The sequence below is a fragment of the Actinomadura sp. GC306 genome (genome assembly GCF_004348665.1).
GTDB lineage: Bacteria > Actinomycetota > Actinomycetes > Streptosporangiales > Streptosporangiaceae > Spirillospora.
This window is the reverse complement of the sequence record NZ_SMKM01000182.1, coordinates 1-13,940: the sequence shown is the minus strand read 5'-3', so window position 1 is coordinate 13,940 and position 13,940 is coordinate 1. Positions and strand designations below refer to the sequence as shown.

The 13,940-nt window shown below is 70.6% G+C and carries 14 protein-coding genes; 10 read left to right on the top strand and 4 right to left on the bottom strand.

Features of this window, described 5'->3' with window-relative positions; all coding sequences use genetic code 11:
- From E1200_RS22735 to E1200_RS22720, 3 genes are all read left to right on the top strand, one after another.
- Positions 1-2,325: transglycosylase domain-containing protein (locus tag E1200_RS22735; protein ID WP_207933497.1), on the top strand; the 2,325-nt coding region annotated here is incomplete at its 5' end.
- Positions 2,326-3,084: 759 nt separating this feature from the next.
- Positions 3,085-5,274 carry a transglycosylase domain-containing protein gene (locus E1200_RS22725; RefSeq protein ID WP_131954087.1) on the top strand — a complete coding sequence of 730 codons (2,190 nt, stop codon included), beginning with the start codon at positions 3,085-3,087 and terminating at the stop codon, positions 5,272-5,274.
- A 121-nt stretch (positions 5,275-5,395) separates the two neighbouring features.
- On the top strand, positions 5,396-6,856 hold the full coding sequence (locus tag E1200_RS22720) for a glycosyltransferase 87 family protein (RefSeq protein ID WP_243708757.1): 1,461 nt from the start codon (positions 5,396-5,398) through the stop codon (positions 6,854-6,856).
- Between the two features lie 35 nt (positions 6,857-6,891).
- On the opposite strand, the gene E1200_RS22715 is transcribed toward E1200_RS22720, so the two are convergent.
- Entirely contained in the window at positions 6,892-7,833 is a 942-nt protein-coding gene (locus E1200_RS22715) for a MerR family transcriptional regulator (protein ID WP_131954086.1), read from the bottom strand.
- 82 nt (positions 7,834-7,915) lie between these two features.
- Between E1200_RS22715 and E1200_RS22710 the strand changes: the two genes are divergently transcribed.
- Complete coding sequence (locus tag E1200_RS22710) at positions 7,916-8,857, top strand: phosphotransferase (RefSeq protein WP_131954085.1); 942 nt, start codon at positions 7,916-7,918, stop codon at positions 8,855-8,857.
- 143 nt (positions 8,858-9,000) lie between these two features.
- Positions 9,001-9,468 carry a barstar family protein gene (locus E1200_RS22705; RefSeq protein ID WP_165950423.1) on the top strand — a complete coding sequence of 156 codons (468 nt, stop codon included), beginning with the start codon at positions 9,001-9,003 and terminating at the stop codon, positions 9,466-9,468.
- Between the two features lie 21 nt (positions 9,469-9,489).
- On the opposite strand, the gene E1200_RS22700 is transcribed toward E1200_RS22705, so the two are convergent.
- The 3 genes from E1200_RS22700 to E1200_RS33905 all read right to left on the bottom strand — a co-directional run bounded on the left by E1200_RS22700 (position 9,490) and on the right by E1200_RS33905 (position 11,212).
- On the bottom strand, positions 9,490-9,864 hold the full coding sequence (locus E1200_RS22700) for a DUF4190 domain-containing protein (protein WP_131954083.1): 375 nt from the start codon (positions 9,862-9,864) through the stop codon (positions 9,490-9,492).
- Between the two features lie 203 nt (positions 9,865-10,067).
- On the bottom strand, positions 10,068-10,835 hold the full coding sequence (locus E1200_RS22695) for a deoxyribonuclease IV (RefSeq protein WP_131954082.1): 768 nt from the start codon (positions 10,833-10,835) through the stop codon (positions 10,068-10,070).
- 71 nt (positions 10,836-10,906) lie between these two features.
- On the bottom strand, positions 10,907-11,212 hold the full coding sequence (locus E1200_RS33905) for a hypothetical protein (protein WP_165950422.1): 306 nt from the start codon (positions 11,210-11,212) through the stop codon (positions 10,907-10,909).
- Positions 11,213-11,430: 218 nt separating this feature from the next.
- Here E1200_RS33905 and E1200_RS33900 point away from each other — a divergent pair, with 218 nt between their 5' ends.
- The 5 genes from E1200_RS33900 to rplI all read left to right on the top strand — a co-directional run bounded on the left by E1200_RS33900 (position 11,431) and on the right by rplI (position 13,454).
- Positions 11,431-11,598, top strand: coding sequence for a hypothetical protein (locus E1200_RS33900; protein ID WP_165950421.1), 168 nt, complete (start codon positions 11,431-11,433; stop codon positions 11,596-11,598).
- Between the two features lie 173 nt (positions 11,599-11,771).
- Positions 11,772-12,062 carry a 30S ribosomal protein S6 gene (gene rpsF, locus E1200_RS22685; RefSeq protein WP_131954080.1) on the top strand — a complete coding sequence of 97 codons (291 nt, stop codon included), beginning with the start codon at positions 11,772-11,774 and terminating at the stop codon, positions 12,060-12,062.
- A gap of 37 nt (positions 12,063-12,099) precedes the next feature.
- Entirely contained in the window at positions 12,100-12,678 is a 579-nt protein-coding gene (locus E1200_RS22680) for a single-stranded DNA-binding protein (RefSeq protein WP_131954079.1), read from the top strand.
- A 76-nt stretch (positions 12,679-12,754) separates the two neighbouring features.
- On the top strand, positions 12,755-12,991 hold the full coding sequence (gene rpsR / locus E1200_RS22675) for a 30S ribosomal protein S18 (protein ID WP_019631633.1): 237 nt from the start codon (positions 12,755-12,757) through the stop codon (positions 12,989-12,991).
- Between the two features lie 16 nt (positions 12,992-13,007).
- Positions 13,008-13,454 (top strand): 50S ribosomal protein L9, encoded by a 447-nt coding sequence (gene rplI / locus E1200_RS22670; RefSeq protein WP_131954078.1) that lies wholly within the window; start codon positions 13,008-13,010, stop codon positions 13,452-13,454.
- Positions 13,455-13,940: the final 486 nt, after the last annotated feature.

The following is a 13,940-nucleotide window of genomic DNA, read 5'->3' as shown; positions in this document are numbered from 1 at the left end:
GGGCAGAAGAAGTCTTCGGGGTTGCTCGGGCAGTTGCGGTCCCGGGAGACGGGGTGGCGGCGGTTCCTGCCGTCCTGGAAGCTCGTCGCCGGGGTCTCCGGGCTGGGCGTCGCGGCGTTCATCACGCTGATCTGGGTCGCCTACTCGAACACCCCGACGCCCGAGGAGCCGACGGTGGCGGGCGTCGAGGACCAGGCGTCGATCTTCTACTACACCAACGGCGCCGAGATCGGCCGGATCGGCAAGAAGCGGCAGAGCGTCGAGCTCGACCAGGTGCCGCCGCACGTCCGGGACGCGGTGCTCGCGGCGGAGAACCGCAGCTTCTACAGCGACCCCGGCTTCTCGGTCAAGGGCACGACGCGGGCGGTGTGGCTCAACCTGACCGGCGGGTCGGGCGGCGGGTCCACGATCACGCAGCAGCTGGCGAAGAACTACTACTCCGACCCGAACAACCGGACGATGAGCCGGAAGTTCAAGGAGCTGTTCATCTCGCTGAAGCTGGAGGACAAGCACAGCAAGGACGAGATCCTCAAGCTCTACCTGAACACGATCTACTTCGGCCGCAACACGTACGGCATCCAGGCCGCGTCCCGCGAGTACTTCGGCAAGGACGTGTGGAAGCTCAACCAGGACGAGGCGGCCATCCTCGGCGGGATCATCCAGAACCCGAACCGCGACCCCGAGGCGAAGGCGAACCAGGCGTGGGCGAAGTCCCGCTACGAGTACACGCTCAACGGCCTGGTCTCGATGGGCAAGCTCAAGCAGGGCGAGGCCGACAAGCTCATCCAGCAGGGCCTGCCCAAGATCAAGAACGCGAACGCCGGGGACCAGCTGTACGGCGGGCAGCGCGGCTACATGCTGAAGCGCGCCCAGGAGGAGCTCCGCCGGCAGGGGATCGACGAGAAGGAGCTGACGACCAAGGGCCTGCGCGTCTACACCACCTTCAACCAGAAGCGGATGGAGATGGCGAGGCGGGCGGCGGAGAAGTCCGTCCCGCAGGTGAACCCGAAGCGGCTCGCGGAGAAGAAGATCCGCGTGGGGCTGGTGTCGGTGAACACCGCGAACGGCGAGGTCGTCGCGTTCTACGGCGGTCCCGGCTACCTCGACCAGGCGTTCGACAACGTCTGGCAGGGCTCGGCGCAGGCGGGCTCGGCGATGAAGCCCTACGTGCTGGCGACGGCGCTCAAGCAGAACTACAGCCTGAAGAGCACCCTTGAGGGGATCTCGAAGACGCCGATCGGCCCGGACGGCACCGTCGTGTCGAAGGACGACCCGAACGCGGTGATCGTCCCGAACAGCCACGACGTCGGCACCCCGGTCGACATGGTCAAGGCGACGAAGGACTCGGTGAACACCGCGTTCATCCAGCTGATGGGCAAGGTCGGCATCGAGGAGGTCGTGAAGACCGAGACCGACGCCGGGATCGCGTCGGACCTGCTCGACCCGCACACGTGCTGCCTCAACCTCGCGCTCGGCGTCAACAACATCCGGCCGATCGAGCAGGCGGCGGGCTACGCGCCGTTCGCCAACGGCGGCGTGTACTTCCAGCCGCACGTGATCCGGCAGGTGCGCGAGACCGACAACAAAACGGTCCGGCTGAAGCCGGAGTACGAGAAGCGCCGGGTCTTCGACGCGAAGGTCGCCGCGGACGCGACGTACGCGATGCAGCAGGTCGTCAAGGGCGGTACCGCGACGGCGGCGGCGCTGCCGGGCCGTCCGGCGGCCGGCAAGACCGGCACCACCGACCGGAACGTCGCGACGTGGTTCGTCGGCTACACCCCGCAGTTGTCCACCGCGGTGACGCTGTACAACGACGCGGCGGGGCCCGACGGGAAGAAGAAGTCGGTGGTCCTGCCCGGGATCGGCACGGTCGAGGGCGGTACGGTCCCCGCCCGCATCTGGCGTTCCTACATGGTGAACGCGATGCAGGGGATGGAGGTCAAGCAGTTCCCGCCGCCGGCGTGGGGCGGGATCGTGCAGAAGTGGGCGAAGCCGCCCAAGAAGAAGCACGACCGGCCGCCGTTCTGCGACGACCACCCGCTCGCCAGGTTCCACCCGCGCTGCCAGGGCGACGGCGACGACGGTGACCGCGGTGACGGCGACCAGGGCGACAAGCCGCCGTGCCGGTCGCCGTTCGAGTCCGGCGACTGCGACCCGAACAAGCCGCCGAGCAACCCGCCGCCCCAGTGGTGGTGCCAGCTCCACCAGGGCGACCCCGCGTGCCGTGGCAGGCGCGGTGGACGCAGCCTGCAGCCGAGTTCCGATGGCGGGTCCGGCACGGTGGAGGTCACTCCGCTGCTGCCGCTGACGAGGCCACCGGAATGAACCCAGAGACCCGTTATGTCCGAACCATTCGTGGAGGCGGTGGTGTGACGTGAAGCATGATCGCGAATTGCCGCACGCCGGTGGGCATGATCGACGGCGTCCGGACGGCGGGGAGCCGCGAAGCCTTATCCCATCGGCCCCCGCGCGTCCGGCTGCGCAGTACTCTCTGACGACGCACAGCCGTACCCCAGTCGATGAGGTCGCGTGAGTAACCGAAGCCGATACGGACCGGAACACGGAGATGGCCCCGGCCGGAGGGGAGCCCCCCGTCCCGGCGGTTCGGGCACGCCAGCCGGTGCGCCGCGTGGCGGCCCGTCCGGCTCGCCCGCACCCGGCAAGGGCCCGCGCCCCGGCGGCAGGCCGGGCGGACGCGGCGCGGGGCCCGCACGGGCCGGCGCGCCGGGCGGCGGTGGCCGGCGGCGGGCCGGTACGCCTTCGACGATGCGCTCGGGACCGGCCGGGCCGCCGGGACGGCCCGGCGTGCCGGGTGCCCCGGGCGTTCCGGGTAGGCCGGGTGCTCCGGGCGGGCCGGCGGGCGGCGCTGGCGGCAGGGGCGGACCCGGCAGGCCGGGCGGGCCGGGCAGGCCGGGCAGGCCCGGCGGCGGTGGCCGCGGGCCGGGTGGTCCGGGCGGTCCAGGTGGTCCGGGTGGCCGCGGCGGTTCCGGCGGCGGCGGTTTCTGGGACGAGGACGGCCGCCCCAAGCGGTCGGACGACCCGGACAAGACCGGCTGGCGGCGGTACATACCGTCCTGGAAGATCATGGTCGCCGTCGCGAGCGTCATGATCCTCGGCCTGGCGACGCTCGTGATCGTCGCGTACGCCAACACCCCGATCCCCACCGAGAAGCAGCAGGACGCGATCCGCCAGGAGTCGGTGATCACCTACGCGGACGGCTCGCCGCTCGCGCGGATCGGCACGCACCGCGAGAACATCCCGCTGGAGAAGGTGCCGAAGCACGTCCAGAACGCCGTCCTCGCCGCCGAGGACCGCGGTTTCTGGACCGAGCCGGGCATCTCCCCGACCGGTATCGCGGGCGCGATGTTCCGCGCGGTCACCGGCGGCGGCACCGCGGGCGCGTCCACGATCACGCAGCAGATGGCGCGGAACTACTACGCGGGCCTCAGCCAGGAGCGCACGGTCAGCCGTAAGCTCAAGGAGATCTTGATCTCCATCCGTCTCGGCAAGGAGATGGACAAGGCGAAGGTCCTTGAGCTGTACCTCAACACGGTTCCCTTCGGGCGCCGGTCGTACGGCATCCAGGCCGCCTCGCGCGCCTACTTCCACAAGCCGGTCACCGAGATCAACGAGTCCGAGGCGGCGATGCTCGCCGCGATGATCCAGCGGCCCGGCTACTTCGCCACCTACGGCCCGGCGTCCAACCCGGCGAAGCAGGCGCTGATCGACCGGTGGAACTACGTCCTCGACGGCATGGTCGAGCAGAACTGGCTCGACGAGGGCAAGCGCGCCGCGGCGAAGTTCCCGCAGACGGAGAAGAACTGGAGCGACGTCCCCGACGACCCGAACGCCGGCTACCTGGAGGCACGGGTCCTGAACGAGCTGAAGGAACTCGGCATCAACGACCAGATGCTGGAGACCGGCGGGCTGCGCATCAAGACGACGTTCAACAAGGGGCTGCAGGACTACACCAACAAGGCCGTCAAGGAGATCCGCAAGGAGAACGGACTGGGCAACGACATCCAGTTCGGGCTCACCGCGATCGATCCCCGGACGGGCGGGGTGGTCGCCGCCTACGGCGGCCCCGACTTCCGCAAGCAGCAGTTCGACAACTCGTTCCAGGGCAAGGTGCAGCCGGGGTCGTCGTTCAAGCCGATCGTCCTGGCCACGGCGCTGGACCAGGGCATCAGCCTGCAGACCACGATGGACGGCAGCTACAAGCGGACGATCGGCGGTGCGACGTTCACCAACGACAACCGCGCGGAGAACGGCATCTACAACCTCAAGCAGATGACGGCGATGTCGATCAACACGTCGTACGTCGAGCTGGGGCAGAAGGTGCAGCTCTCCAACGTCATCGACATGGCGAAGAAGATGGGCGTGCCCGCCGGCACCGAGGGCCTCGACCCGAGCTTCACGTCGCTGCCGCTCGGCGTCATCGACACCACGCCGGTGACGATGGCGTCGGTCTACTCGACGTTCGCCGCGAAGGGCGTGCACCGCGACGCGCACGTGATCGCCAAGGTCACCGACAACCAGGGCAACCCGATCACGAACGAAAAGGGCCAGGTCCTGGAGAAGCTGCCCTGGGAGAAGCCGACCCGAGCCTTCTCCGAGGGCGTCGCGGCGGACGCGACGTCGGCGATGGCGGCGGTCGTCAAGCCCGGCGGCACCGGTACCCGCGCGAGCCTCGGCCCCCGCCCGGTCGCCGGCAAGACCGGTACGACCGACGAGAACAAGTCGGCCTGGTTCGTCGGCTACACGCCGGAGCTCGCCACGGCGTCGGCGATGTGGCGGCAGGACAAGAAGGGCAACCGGCTGTCGCTGATCGGCGTCGGCAACTACAGCCAGGTCTACGGTGGTACGGTCCCCGCCGACCTGTTCAAGAAGTTCATGACGAAGGCCCTTGAGGGCAAGGAGATCAACCAGTTCCCGCCGCCGGTCAACGGCGGCGAGGTCGCCCCGTGGGCGAAGGCGCGGCCGGTGTCGCCGTCCCCGTCGAGCTCGCCGAGCCCGACGAACACGCCGGACTGCCGGCCGGGCCAGCCGAACCAGCCGCCGGAGTGCCGGCCGACCGCGTCGGCGTCGCCGAGCCCGTCGATCACCCCGCCGAGCCAGGGGCAGCCCTGCAACCGGTTCGGCATGCCGGTCGGCTGCAACCCGGACCTGCCGCCCGACGGCGACCGGAGCTGGTGGTGCGCGCAACCGCAGCACCGCGACCATCCCGTCTGCCGGGACGACGATCCGCCCGACGGCAACAACCTCAACAACTAGGCAGGCCGGGACGCGTTTCCCGGTGGTCCGCAGAACGGCCCGGAGCCCCGCGGCTCCGGGCCGTTCCGTACCGCCGGCGCGCCGCCCGCCGCGGATGTGCCGACCAATAGTCTTGCTCTCCATGTCGTCGTCTTCTGAGGGGATCGCGATGTCCGCCGCCGACACCGGAACCGACGAAGCGGACGGGGCGCCGTCCCGCCGGTACGGGCCCCTGACACCGTTCGCGCCGGTGCTGACGGGCCTCACCGCGCTGGTGTGCCTGCTCGGCTGGCTGCAGAAGCGGCCGTGCGCGGCGGCGAACTTCGACTTCATCAAGACGACGACGAACGCCTGCTACACCGACATCTATCCGCTGTACTACGTGCGCGGGTTGAGCGACGGGAAGATCCCGTACTTCGACTCGTTCGCCGGCACCGACATCCACTACGTGGAGTACCCGGTGCTGGCCGGCGTGTTCATGCAGCTGGTCGCGTGGCTGGTGCAGCCGTTCGGCGCGGACGCCCGCGGGATGGCGTTCTACAACGTGACCGCGCTGCTGCTGGCCGTCCTCGCGGTCGTGGCGGTGCTCGCGACGGCGTACGTGGCGGGCCGCCGGTCGCTGCGCGCCGGCCTCATGGTGGCGCTGTCCCCCGCCCTGCTGCTCACCGCGTACATCAACTGGGACCTCCTCGCGGTGGCGCTGAGCGCGCTGGCCCTGGCCGCCTGGTCGGCGCGCCGGCCGGCGGTCGCGGGCGCGCTGCTCGGGCTGGCGATCGCGGCGAAGTTCTACCCGCTGCTGTTCCTCGGCCCGCTGGTCCTGCTGTGCGTGCGGGCCGCGCAGTGGCGGGCGATGGGCCGGCTGCTCGCCGGCACCGCCGGGGCGTGGCTGCTGGTCAACCTGCCCGTGATGGTCTTCGCGTGGGAGGGGTGGCTGGAGTTCTACACCTTCAGCCGGGGCCGCGGCATCGACTGGGGGTCGATCTTCTTCTTCCTGCAGGAGCACGGGCTGGACAAGGCGGCGTCCGACACCGACCTGCTGAACCTTCTCGGGACGGGGACGTTCCTCGTCCTCGCCGCCGGGATCGCCGTCCTCGCGCTGGCCGCGCCGCGCCGCCCGCGGCTGCCGCAGCTGATGTTCCTCGTCCTCGTCGCGTTCATGCTGCCGAACAAGGTGTGGTCGCCGCAGTTCGTGCTGTGGCTGCTGCCCCTCGCCGTGCTGGCCCGCCCGAAGCTCCCCGCCTTCGTGGCCTGGCAGATCGGCGAGGTCGTCTACTTCTTCGGCATCTGGTGGTTCCTGCTGTCGGTGTCGGCGCAGACCCCGGGCGCGGACCTGTCGGGCACCCTGTCGGCGGTGCTGGGCTTCGACGCGCCGGCGGGCGGCATCGACCAGGACGTCTACCACCTCGCGCTGCTCGCGCGGTTCCTCACCGTCCTGGTGCTGGCGGGCCTGGTGGTGTGGGACATCCTGCGGCCGTCCGGCGACGCGGTCAGATCGGACGGGACGGACGACCCGGCCGGCGGCGTCCTGGACGAGGCGGAGGACGTGTACTGGCTGGGACGCTGGCGCGGCCGTGACCGCGCCAGCGTGCCCGTCCCCTCCTAGCGGTTTGCTCTAGGCGGTCCGCCCCCAGCCGTTCGCTACGCGGGGGATTCGTGGCTGCGCAGCGCCTCGATGAGCCACTGGAACGACGGGGTCATCGCCGGCCACACCTCCCAGCCGTTGATGACGGCGAGGAGCTGCCAGTACCGCTCGGCGCGCGGGTCGGTGCCGGCCTCGGTCCGCCTGCGCAGGTCGCGCCGGAACTCGGGGCCGTCCGCCGCGCCGTAGGCGTCCGCGTAGGCGGCCGCGATCTCGTCGACGACGGGACGGGCCGCCTCCGAGCCGGGCTCGACGCCGTCCGCGATGGCCGCCGCGACCTTCTCCCCCACGAGCTGCCCGAGCTGCGCGGGGGCGTCGGGGTAGGCGCCGCGTGCGACGTCCTCGGCCTGGGCCTCGGCCATCCGCCGCACCGAGGCCCGGAAGTCGGGGTCGCCGACCAGTTCGGCCAGCTCCACCCAGGCGTCGACCTGCTCGGGCTCGGGGTCGTCGGGCAGTTCCGGCAGCGCGGACCGCATCCGCTCCTCGAAGGCCGGGTCGACGGCGAGTCCGGCGAACGACTCGTCGATGAAGTCGGTGATGATGCGCCGCCGCTCCTCGTCGGAGAGCCGGGCGAGCTTGTGCATGAGTTCGATCTCCTCGGGACTTGATGCTCGTTTGGCGACCGCCCGCAGCACGGCCCGCCGCAGCCGGAGCGTGCGGATCTGCACGTCCAGCGCCTCGGCGTGCGCGGTCGCGACCTCGCCGACGCCGATCTCCCGGTCCAGCACCCGCCGGACCGTGCCGAGATCCACGCCGAGGTCGCGCAGCGTCCGCACCAGGTCGAGGCGCGCGACGGCCGCCACGTCGTACAGCCGGTAGCCGGCCGCGCTACGGGAGGTCGCCGGCACCACGCCCGCGTCGGAGTAGAACCGGATCGTCCGCACCGAGAGCCCGGTGCGGCGCGCCAGTTCCCCGATCGTGTAGAGGGGGTCGCCTTCCATGCCGTCCACCCTGGGGTCTCCAGTCGCTAGAGACTCAAGCCCGCGCCATCATTGACCTTGCCCCGACCGGCGAGGAGTACCGATGAGCAGGAACGTCACCCTTCCCGAGGACTGGGAGCCGAAGGTGCGGGCGGCCCTCGAAGGCGTCCGCCCCGACCTCGCGCGGTGCCCGCTGCGCCTCCTCGGCACGGGATATGAGAGCGTCGCACTGCTGCTCGACGCGAGGCAAGGCGACGCGGGAGAGACGTATGTCCTCCGCTTCCCGCGCAACGAGGACGGCGCCGAGGGCATCGCGTGCGAGGCACGGCTGCTGCCCGAACTCGCCGGGACGCTGGACCTGCCCATCCCCCGATTCGCGTTCACCGCGCCGAACCCGCTCGGCCCCGGGGCGTTCTGCTGCTACCCCGCCGTCCCGGGGGAGTCGCTGGACGAGGACGACTGGCACGCCCGCGGCCTGCTGGACGAGCCCGGCCCCGTGCGCCAGATCGCGGAGGTGCTCGACGCGATTCACGCGTTCCCCGTCGAGCGCGCCCGCGAACTCGGCGTCCCCGAGGTGGACCTACGCGCCGAGTACGGCGAGGAACTGGCCGCCGTCCGCAGCGAGGTCGCGCCGCTGCTGCCGCCGGACGAAGGCCGCCTCCTCATCGCGGCCTACGAGCGCTACCTCTCCGACGACGGCAACTTCGCGGACCCGCCCGCGCTGACGCACGCCGACTTCAGCCTCGACCACCTGCTCGTCACCGGAACCCGGATCACCGGCCTGATCGACTTCGGGGACGTGCGGATCGGCGACCCCGACTACGACCTGTGCTACCTGTGGCCGGAGACGAACCGCTCCTTCGTCCGGCGCCTCCAGGAGCACCGGGGTCGCCCGCTGGACGCCCGCCTGGAGGGCAAGCTGCGCTTCTGGGAACTGGCCGACGCGGTCAGCGACGTCCTGCACGGCATCGAGCACGGCATGGCGGACGTCCGCGACGAGGGCATCGGCTACCTGATGCCCCTCCTGTCGCCCGCTCGTTCCTGAGGCGTGTGGCGGTGCCGGGCGGACGTGGCCGAATCGTCCATGATCGGAGGGGTTTCCCGCGCGCGGGGCGGGGATGATCGCGCCCGGTGGGGCCGGCCGCTCCGGCCCCGGGACATGGGGAGGACGACCATCCGGGAGATGACGTGGACGCACACCGAGCACTGACCGAGCTGACCGAGGGACGCCTCACCCCCGGCGTCTACCAGTGGCGGACGCCGCCGGTGCCGGGCGCGGTCGGCGACACGACCTGGACGGAGCCCGCCGAGGAGGCGGGCCTGCGGGCGTTCCACCTCGACGGGCGCCGCGCCCGGGACGGGGAGTCGTTCCTGCGGCTGTGCGCCGAGGTCTTCGAGATGCCCGGCGAGCCGCCGGGCGACTGGGACGTCCTCGCCGACCGCTTGGCCGACCTGGCATGGACGCCCGCCAAGTCCGGCTATCTGGTGCTTTACGAGTCTTGGTCGGAACTCGCCGACGCCGATCAGCGGTCGCTGCGCGCCGTCCTGGACGTGTTCGCGGGTGCGGTGAAGGCGTGGCGGGACACCTCCACCCCCATGACCGTCCTGATGTCGAGCGTCGGTGTGGAAGTCGCAGGCGTCCCCCGCCTCGCCTGACCGGATCCAGTACGTGATCGTCTAGTACGTGCTCGTGCCCGTCTCGGCGGCGAACATCGCCAGGCCGAGCAGGTAGAGGAACCAGAAGATGATCCAGCCCGCCGAGATCAGGTAGCCGAGGATGAGGCCGGCGACGGCCATCCCGTGGCCGCCCTCGCCCGTCCGCTTGATCTGGCTCTGCGCGATGTGCCCGAAGATGATCGCGAGGATGGACGTCAGCCCGCAGGCGACGAAGCCGATGAGGCCGCACACCAGCGACGCGGTGGCCATCCCGTTCGTCGGCGCGCTGACCGGGGCCGAGGAACCGTAGTAGTGGTGCTGGACGGCCGGCTGCTGCGAGTAGGCAGGCTGGCCGTAGGGGTCCTGTGAGCCGTAGCCGTAGGGGTCGTATGCCATGTGCTTCCCGATCGTTCGCGCGCCCGCCGCCGCAGAGTTCCGCGCGTGCGCTGAGGCTGGGTTCCGGATTATGCCAGTGTGGCGTGACCTTGGGTTTTTGTCGTCCTGCTGGTCGAAGCGGGCTTATCTGGGTCTACGGGGGGTTAGATGACGCGGCACCGTCCCGGGTTCCCGTCTCCCGCGAACCTCCCTGCTCAGCGTCGTCAGAGCTTGGACCGCAGCCAGGAGATGTCGTCCGATTGCCCGTCGGCAGGCGTTTCCACGACCACCGGGGCTCCCGCGGCCCGCACGACGGCCAGGATCAGCTCGGGGTCGATCTTCCCGTTGCCCAGGTTCGCGTGCCGGTCCGCCCCGGAACCGAAGGCGTCGCGGCTGTCGTTGCAGTGCACCAGGTCGATGCGGCCGGTTATGGCCTTGATGCGGTCGACTGCGTCCACGAGTTCCTCCCCCGCCGCGTGCGCGTGGCACGTGTCGAGGCAGAAGCCGAGCTTGGACTCCAGCCCGGGAACGCCTGACAGCACCTCCCACAGGCGGGCGATCCGGTCGAATTTGCGCGCCATGGCGTTCCCGCCGCCCGCGGTGTTCTCGATGTAGACCGGGATGGGGCACTCGACCCGCTCGAACACCTTGCGCCAGTTCTCGAAGCCCGTCTCGGGGTCGTCGTCCTTCAGCACGTGCCCGCCGTGCACGATCAGCGCCTTGGCACCGATGGACGCCGCCGCCTCAAGCTGCTGGGTGAGGTTCTTGCGGCTGGGGATGCGGATCCTGTTGTTGGACGTCGCCACATTGATCGTGTACGGGGCGTGCACGTACACGTCCACGCCGGAACCCTCCAGCGCCTCGACGCCTTCCGGCAGGACCGGCTTCTTCCAGCCCTGCGGGTCGCCGAGGAAGAACTGGACGACGTCCGCGCCGACCGCGCGGGCGTTGTCGAGCGGGTTGGTCTGGTCGACGTGGGCTCCGATGCGCATGCCACGAGACTAGCCGCGCCGTCCGACAGGATCGGGCGGTCACCGGGCCGCCGCGACGGCGGCCGGCGGGGTCAGAGCGAGAAGCCGCCGTTGTTCAGCGCGAAGCTGAGGCCGAGGAAGGCGGTCACCATCCCGATGACGTTCAGCCAGCGCTCGTTCGTCGTCGCGGAGATCATCTGGGAGTACAGCGCGAGCGGCAACCCGATCAGGCCCGCGATGGCGCCGGGCAGGTGGGTCGCCTCGATCCAGCCCAAGATGAGCGCGGCGATGCCGATCGTGATGGACGCGACGGCGAGCCAGCCCTGGAGCCGATGGTCCTCGGGCCTGCCCTCGCGGTCGATGGCCTGTCGTGCGGTTCCTGCCGCCTGCTCCGGCATCCGGACCCTCCTCCACCTTCCCTCCCGCGCCACGGGCACACGGTGCGCGCGGGACCGGACGGACCATGCCCATGGAGAGATGCCCCGCCCCGGCGGGATCAATCCGGTGCGGGTGGCCGGATAATGTCGGCCGGACCCGGTAGTGTTCGAACATGGATTCGAGAAGACCGGCTCGGTCCGGCCCCCGAGGGGAAGCGGGGGAGAGCAGGAGGTGCACGATGGTGACGAAAGCGGAGCTCGGGCTCATCGGCGACGCGGAGCTCGTCGAGGAGCTGTCCCGGCTGACGACCCAGACCGCGCGCATGCGCGCCCAGATGGCCGACATCATGGCCGAGCTGGAGCGGCGGCGCTGCGCCGAGAACGTCCACGCGGGGGCGCGGCGCTGACGGTGCACGCGTCCGGATCCGGCTCACACGCTGCCAACTGTTGGTAGCCTGTATCGGTCTCGCGGCAGGTGCGCCCGGCGATCCGGGCACCGGCACGGCCGCGGCGGACGCAAGAGCCCTCCTGTCACGGAGAGACCGTGACCGCCTGAGTCCAGAGGAGGTAGGGACACAGCATGCGTCGTTACGAACTCATGACCATCCTCGACCCCGCCATCGACGAGCGCAACGCGGGCAGCGCGCTCGACCCGTTCCTGAAGGTCGTCAAGGACGGCGGCGGCAGTGTCGAGAAGGTCGACGTCTGGGGCCGCCGGCGCCTGGCGTACGACATCCAGAAGAAGTCCGAAGGCATCTACGCGGTGGTCGACCTGTCGGCTGAGCCTGCCACGGTCAAGGAGCTCGACCGGCAGCTCAACCTGAGCGAGTCGATCCTGCGTACCAAGGTCATCCGCCCCGAGGTCCACTGAGCCAGGCTCAGCCCTCTCACCAGCCGGAGCGAGCCCCATGGCAGGCGACACCGTAATCACGATCGTCGGGAACCTCGTCGAGGACCCGAACCTCCGCTTCACCCCGAGCGGCCAGGCGGTCGCGTCCTTCCGCATCGCCTCGACCCCGCGGTTCTTCGACCGCCAGTCGGGCGAGTGGAAGGACCGCGAGGCCCTGTTCCTCACCTGCAACGTCTGGCGGCAGGCGGCCGAGAACGTGGCCGAGACCCTGCAGCGCGGCATGCGGGTCATCGTGCAGGGCCGCCTCCAGCAGCGGTCGTACGAGACCCGCGAGGGTGAGAAGCGGACCGTCTTCGAGATCGAGGTCGAAGAGGTCGGCCCCTCGCTGCGCAACGCCACCGCCAAGGTCAACAAGACCCAGCGGCAGGGCGGCGGAGGCGGCGGCTTCGGCGGCGGCGGTGGCGGCTTCGGCGGCGGCGGTGGCGGCGGCCAGGGCGGCGGCGGTTTCGGCGGCGGCCAGCAGCAGGGCGGCGGCGGCTTCGGCGGCGGCCAGCAAGGCGGCGGCCCGGCCGACGACCCCTGGGCCACCGGCGGTGGCGGCGGTGGCGGCGGGTTCTCCGACGACCCGCCGTTCTAAGCGGCCGGCCCGCACCACAACATCCAGATCAACGTCCATTCCCGCGTGAGCGGGGCTCTCCCAAAGGAGCACCACGATGGCGAAGCCACCTCCCCGCAAGCCGAAGAAGAAGGTTTGCGTTTTCTGCCAGGAGAAGATCTCCTACGTCGACTACAAGGACACGGGCCTGCTGCGGAAGTTCATCTCCGACCGCGGCAAGATCCGTGCCCGGCGGGTGACCGGCAACTGCACCCAGCACCAGCGGGACGTCGCCACGGCGATCAAGAACGCCCGCGAGATGGCGCTGCTGCCCTACACCAGCACCGCGCGCTGAGGCAGGGGGAACGAACATGAAGCTCATCCTCACCCAGCAGGTCTCGGGGCTCGGTGAGCCCGGGGACATCATCGAGGTCCGCGACGGCTACGGCCGCAACTACCTCGTTCCCCGCGGCTTCGCCATCCGGTGGACCCGCGGCGCCGAGCGGGAGATCGAGTCGATCAAGAAGGCGCGTTCGGCCCGCGAGATCGCGACGGTCGAGCACGCCAAGGAGGTCGCCGACCAGCTCAAGTCGCTGCGGGTGACGCTGCGCACCCGCACCGGGAACGGCGGCCGCCTGTTCGGCGCCGTGACCGCGGCCGACATCGCCGAGGCGGTCCGCGCCGCCAACGGCCCCGACCTGGACCGCCGCCGCATCGAGATCGGCAACCCGATCAAGACGACCGGCACCCACCGGGTCAGCGTCCGGCTGCACAGCGACGTCAACGCCACCATCGACGTCGACGTCGTCGAAGCCTGACCTCGGCACACCGCACGACCCCCGCACCCCATTTGGGGCGCGGGGGTCGTCGCGCGTCCGCCGTATGATCGGCCCGAGCAGCGGTGCGGCGAACGGGGAGGCCATGCGGCCCAGGCGGTGGACGCCCGCCTCGGATGGCTCGCGGCCGGCCTGCGGACCAGGCTGAGCTTCGTAGACCACAACGGCCGAACCGACCCCGAAAGCGTCACGGCCACCAGACTCCCCGGCACCGGCAGATGGATTGCCCATTCAGGCAACGTGACAGCCACAGGCATCCTCCTAGCCCTCCTAGGCACAGCCACCCTGGCCTGCACCACCTACCGGACCCGGCCGGGTGGTCACGGAATGTGATGGGCGAGGTGGGGCTGGTCCTCGGGAGCGAGCCCCTCGGAAGCGTTCGCTGGAGTTGGTTGGTGGGTTCTGGCGGGTTACAGGGTCTTTCCGTCTGTTGTCGGGGTGGTGGGGGTCCATGGGGATGTGTATGGG